Raw genomic sequence first — 5000 nt, 5'->3', positions numbered from 1 at the left:
TTTCTAAGGATGATCTTAGTCAGATAAGCTTGCTTATCTCGTAGATCACTTAGCAAGATCGGCAATCAAAGCCGGTCAATTCGGGGCATCGCAAGATGACCCTTCGGACCGAGCCGTCCTCATATCTCTTCAGCAAGCTTATCTGCGCAGCAGATGGGCGTAACCTCGACAGTGCCTTCGTGTAACGAAGGTCACGAGAGGGGACGGGTGCGGCAGTGGCCGTATTCACAGAATATCGCCTGACGCTGGCCCTTCTCGGCATCTTTTGCTGTGCAAAAGAGCCTGCCAGGGCGACGCCGATCTCGCACAGCGAGATCAGCTGGGTCGGTAGCTCAGGTGGTTAGAGCGCACGCCTGATAAGCGTGAGGTCGGAGGTTCAAGTCCTCCTCGACCCACCAAGCCATTTTTGCCTCAGGCAAAAAGGCGTCGTCGTGGCAGTCGTTGCGCAGCAACGATGAGAACGACAGCTTTAGCCTTGCAGGCAGGGGCCTTTCCCTTTCGGCATCTTTGCCATGCAAAGAGCCTATCGGTTTCTGCCCCAAATTTGCAGGGCAAATTTGGGGCCTTAGCTCAGCTGGGAGAGCGCCTGATTTGCATTCAGGAGGTCAGCGGTTCGATCCCGCTAGGCTCCACCAAGCACTTCTTTGCAAAGCGAAAAGTGCGACGTCCCGGCAGTCGTTTCGCAGGAACGATGAGAGGGACAACCCCTGGCAACCCTGCTCGATTAGATCGCTAAGCACTACGAAGTGTTTAGCCGTCCAATCGGACGTTTGATGGCTTCGGTCATCATCTTTTACATCGTATAGAGAGATACAATTACAACACTGTTTGATCCCGCCGAGTAAGGCTGTGATCTCAGTTTGGTTCCACTTCGGTGGAAGGCATATAAATCGAGTGTTTCCTCGCTTATTTATATGTATCCCGGCTGAAACGAACAGAGTTGTCCAAGTCAAGTACACTAACCCGAGCAATCGCAAGATTGCTCATTGTCTGGGTCCGCACGGACCCGGGCGGGAAAAAGTATGCTTTTGGTTCAGAATAAAGGGTTTCTTTTAGTTACCAGCTGAGAGGCCCGCGATGGGCGCAAGTCTTTCTTTTTCTGGATCAAATCAAGCGCGAAAAGGGCGTTTGGTGAATGCCTTGGCAGTAAGAGGCGATGAAAGACGTGATACTCTGCGATAAGCCATGGGGAGGTGAGAATAACCTTTGATCCATGGATTTCTGAATGGGGCAACCCACCTGATACTGTGTTATTATTGATCCTTCGGGATCAGCTAATAATGCGGTAAAACAGGTATTTATAGACTGAATACATAGGTTTATAAAAGCAAACCCGGGGAACTGAAACATCTAAGTACCCGGAGGAAAGGAAATCAATTGATACTCCCCTAGTAGCGGCGAGCGAACGGGGACCAGCCGAGCCATGAGTGTGGTTAGAATGCGTTGGAATGCGCAACCAGAGTGGGTGATAGTCCCGTATAAGAAGCATGATTGGACGTATTAAGTAGGGCGGAACACGTGAAATTCTGTCTGAAGATCGGAGGACCACCTTCGAAGGCTAAGTACTCCTTACTGACCGATAGTGAACCAGTACCGTGAGGGAAAGGTGAAAAGCACCCCGACGAGGGGAGTGAAACAGTACCTGAAACCGAACGCCTACAATCAGTCGGAGCTTGACTGGAGTTCAATTTGGATGTCATTGGAAGCCTATGAAATATATAGCTTCCATACTGACCTTCACCCTGATCTCATCTTCCGTTTCCGCAGGCGAATTTGTCCTCGGGCTCGGCTATGATGATGTTTTGGATCAAACGGATACACAGGCTGGTGCCCTGATCGTTGAATACCACGCGGACCCGTTTTTTGCGGGATCCAGAGCGGGGTATTCGCTGGCGGGTGCTGCCCAGATCGATGGAGATGGAGACGTCTTTGTCGGTGTGGGGGTCTATGCGTTATGGTCGATCGGTGAAGGGCCCTGGTTTGTCGAAGGCAGTTTTATGCCCGGCTATTATGATCAGGGCAGTGGTGGCACGCCATTGGATGGCAATTTACAGTTCAGAACGCTTCTGGGTGTTGGCTACAAGCTGACAGACAGCAGCCGGATCTCGCTGGCAATTGACCATAAATCCAACGCAGATATCGAAGATACCAACCCGGGCAGCGAAACGCTGGTGGTGCGGTACACTTTCGACTTCTGATATCCAAATTGATCTCCAGTCTTGTGACGGCGTACCTTTTGTATAATGGGTCATCGACTTGGTCTCACGAGCAAGCTTAAGCCGTTAGGTGTAGGCGCAGCGAAAGCGAGTCTTAATAGGGCGTCGAGTTCGTGGGATCAGACCCGAAACCGAGTGATCTAGGCATGGCCAGGTTGAAGGTACGGTAACACGTACTGGAGGACCGAACCCACATCCGTTGAAAAGGATCGGGATGAGCTGTGCCTAGGGGTGAAAGGCCAATCAAACTCGGAGATAGCTGGTTCTCTGCGAAATCTATTTAGGTAGAGCGTCATCCGAATACCCTCGGGGGTAGAGCACTGGATGGGTAATGGGGCCCCACAGGCTTACTGATCCTAACCAAACTCCGAATACCGAGGAGTACTAGATGGCAGACACACGGCGAATGCTAACGTCCGTCGTGGAGAGGGAAACAACCCTGACCTACAGCTAAGGCCCCTAATTCATGGCTAAGTGGGAAAGCAGGTGAGACGACCAAAACAACCAGGAGGTTGGCTTAGAAGCAGCCATCCTTTAAAGATAGCGTAACAGCTCACTGGTCTAAATAAGTTGTCTTGCGGCGAAGATGTAACGGGGCTCAAGCCATGAGCCGAAGCTTAGGATGCACATAGTGCATGGTAGCAGAGCGTAGTGTGACATAAGACTACGTCTTTACTGATCTTTTGTATTGCCAATGTCGGTTCTGAGAGTGTTCGCACTCAAGTAGCCGAAGGCGGTAGTGCATGAAAGAGATCAGAAAAGACAAAGTCTTTTCTGTGAAGCCGGCGCGTGAGCGATCCGGTGGAGAGATCACTAGTGAGAATGATGACATGAGTAGCGACAAACAGTGTGAGAGACACTGTCGCCGAAAGTCCAAGGGTTCCTGCTTAAAGCTAATCTGAGCAGGGTAAGCCGACCCCTAAGGCGAGGCCGAAAGGCGTAGTCGATGGGAACCAGGTTAATATTCCTGGGCCAGATGGAAGTGACGGATCTCGAGGGTAGTTCATCCTTATTGGATTGAATGGGCTGCTTAGAGGTTCCTGGAAATAGCTCCATCGCTAGATCGTACCCTAAACCGACACAGGTGGACTGGTAGAGAATACCAAGGCGCTTGAGAGAACTATGTTGAAGGAACTCGGCAAAATACCTCCGTAAGTTCGCGAGAAGGAGGCCCAGTTTCTACGCAAGTATTGGCTGGGGGCACAAACCAGGGGGTGGCGACTGTTTATTAAAAACACAGGGCTCTGCGAAGTCGCAAGACGACGTATAGGGTCTGACGCCTGCCCGGTGCCTGAAGGTTAAAAGGAGGGGTGAGAGCTCTGAATTGAAGCCCAGGTAAACGGCGGCCGTAACTATAACGGTCCTAAGGTAGCGAAATTCCTTGTCGGGTAAGTTCCGACCTGCACGAATGGCGTAACGACTTCCCCGCTGTCTCCAACATAGACTCAGCGAAATTGAATTACCTGTCAAGATGCAGGTTTCCCGCGGTTAGACGGAAAGACCCCGTGCACCTTTACTACAACTTCACACTGGCATTAGGCCGAACATGTGCAGGATAGGTGGTGGGCTTTGAAGCGTGAACGCCAGTTTGCGTGGAGCCACCCTTGAGATACCACCCTTGTTCTGCTTGATGTCTAACCGCGGTCCGTTATCCGGATCCGGGACCCTGTGTGGTGGGTAGTTTGACTGGGGCGGTCGCCTCCTAAAGCGTAACGGAGGCGCGCGAAGGTTGGCTCAGAGCGGTCGGAAATCGCTCGTTGAGTGCAATGGCAGAAGCCAGCCTGACTGCGAGACTGACAAGTCGAGCAGAGTCGAAAGACGGCCATAGTGATCCGGTGGTCCCAAGTGGGAGGGCCATCGCTCAACGGATAAAAGGTACGCCGGGGATAACAGGCTGATACTGCCCAAGAGTCCATATCGACGGCAGTGTTTGGCACCTCGATGTCGGCTCATCTCATCCTGGGGCTGGAGCAGGTCCCAAGGGTACGGCTGTTCGCCGTTTAAAGAGGTACGTGAGCTGGGTTTAGAACGTCGTGAGACAGTTCGGTCCCTATCTTCCGTGGGTGTAGGATACTTGAGAGGAGTTGCCCCTAGTACGAGAGGACCGGGGTGAACGATCCACTGGTGGACCTGTTGTTGCGCCAGCAGCAGTGCAGGGTAGCTATGATCGGAAAGGATAACCGCTGAAGGCATCTAAGCGGGAAGCCCCCCTCAAAACAAGGTATCCCTGAGGGCCGAGGTAGACCACCTCGTCGATAGGCCGGAGATGTAAGCACAGCAATGTGTTCAGTTGACCGGTACTAATTGCCCGATAGGCTTGATTTGATCCAGTAGAAGAGAGATTTTCTAGGATAATCAAAAGCATACACAGCACATTAGAGTGCATGACTTGGACAAGTTGTGATTAAATACGACGGTGTCGGAACGCATATTGCTTTGCAATACGCTGCCTCCGACCTGTTGTGTTTTGCCTTTGGCAAAATCACAACGTAGAGGTTTTTCTTGGTTTGGTGGTCATAGCGCGAGCAAAACACCTGGTCCCATCCCGAACCCAGCCGTTAAGTGCCGTAGCGCCGATGGTACTGCGTCTTAAGACGTGGGAGAGTAGGTCACCGCCAAACCTAGTAAAGCCTCTGCAAACGTATCTCTCTTTCGATGTTCCGGCCTCAAGTAGCGTTCTACGCGGTAGGCCGCATAAAGTGTCGCGGGATGGAGCAGCCCGGTAGCTCGTCAGGCTCATAACCTGAAGGTCGTAGGTTCAAATCCTACTCCCGCAACCAGCTT

At 51.9% G+C, this 5000-nt stretch carries 3 tRNA genes and 3 rRNA genes (1 of these 6 running past the window's edge); all 6 read left to right on the top strand.

The features are described from left to right. Positions 1-3, top strand: a 16S ribosomal RNA gene (locus ACOTTU_RS24750); it begins 1458 nt to the left of the window's first position. Between the two features lie 318 nt (positions 4-321). Next, a tRNA-Ile gene (locus ACOTTU_RS24745) sits at positions 322-398 on the top strand. Between the two features lie 161 nt (positions 399-559). Beyond that, positions 560-635: transfer RNA gene (locus ACOTTU_RS24740), tRNA-Ala, on the top strand. A 472-nt stretch (positions 636-1107) separates the two neighbouring features. After that, positions 1108-4541, top strand: a 23S ribosomal RNA gene (locus ACOTTU_RS24735). Between the two features lie 181 nt (positions 4542-4722). Further along, positions 4723-4837, top strand: a 5S ribosomal RNA gene (gene rrf, locus ACOTTU_RS24730). The 16S, 23S and 5S rRNA genes sit together here with 3 tRNA genes alongside, the layout of an rRNA operon. 82 nt (positions 4838-4919) lie before the next feature. Continuing rightward, positions 4920-4996: transfer RNA gene (locus ACOTTU_RS24725), tRNA-Met, on the top strand. Positions 4997-5000: the final 4 nt, after the last annotated feature.

The sequence above is a fragment of the Roseobacter sp. EG26 genome (assembly GCF_049830555.1).
GTDB lineage: Bacteria > Pseudomonadota > Alphaproteobacteria > Rhodobacterales > Rhodobacteraceae > Roseobacter.
This window is presented reverse-complemented; position numbering and strand designations above follow the sequence as displayed.